1 pseudogene is annotated in these 944 nt (G+C 39.3%); it reads left to right on the forward strand.

The annotated features are described in order from the left end of the window. Positions 1-425: 425 nt before the first annotated feature. Positions 426-539 (forward strand): annotated as a pseudogene (locus CH76_RS14300) (LPXTG cell wall anchor domain-containing protein); the annotation flags it as partial. Positions 540-944 lie beyond the last annotated feature (405 nt).

Genomic DNA, 944 nt, shown 5'->3' on the forward strand with positions numbered 1-944 from the left:
TTAAGTAGAGAACAGCTGACCAAGTATTGATGTGCACAATGGCATATTATTAATGCGTAGTAACAAAGATAATAAAACATAAAAATATAACAGTAAAAAATAACTATTTTGAGATGGGGAATCGTAGTTTAACTAAAAAATGTTCGGAATTTGTATAGAGGATATTGATTATACTATGTAATGCTAAGGAGTAATAGGTAATATAAAGTGCGTAACCGTCTGCACTGCGGTTGTATTATGAGACACAACTGTAGTTCATATTCCCATTGAGTGTGGTGGCGTAAGAGCAACCAGTATTAGTAACATCGGGCGAAGAAAAACCAACAGAATCAAGTAATCCAAATAGTGGTGCTACAAATCCACAATTACTAGGTGTAGGTACATCAAATAGTAATGCGAATGTTTCTAATTCGACAAATGATGTAGCTAAGTTACCGCAGACGGATGGTAAATCAACAACTTATATGATTTATATTAGTTTAGCGTTAATGGCATTTAGCGTATTGGTGTTTGTACGCCGTCGTAAAGCAACACAATGATATAATGAAGCAACAGGGTAGCTTTTAGTGTGAGAGCTATACCTGCTTTATAGTAGCAGTGTGAGAAGGTGCCCAGTCTTGAACACGCAAAGCTTGTCGCCAGCGCAAGGGTACTGGACTACGTTTCCAGCTGCTACAATTTAATAGGGTGCTGTGGTTGCTTTGGCAATCGCAGCGCCTTTTTTCTTATAAAAGCGGTTATTATCAACTACCTCCGCTTAAACGCTAAAGCGTTTTGAAGTGGGGGCTTGTGTCACCTAAAAAGGCGGGTTACTTACTTCGCAAGCAACCTTTACACTTATACCTACCCAATAGTACAAACGGTCTTACAGACCTCCTATCTTAGTGTGGTGGTATATGAGGACGGTTGACTTCGCCCCTACGGAAAAGGCTATACCTTAACCG

The organism is Lysinibacillus sp. BF-4, from assembly GCF_000743635.1.
GTDB classification, from domain to species: domain Bacteria; phylum Bacillota; class Bacilli; order Bacillales_A; family Planococcaceae; genus Metalysinibacillus; species Metalysinibacillus saudimassiliensis.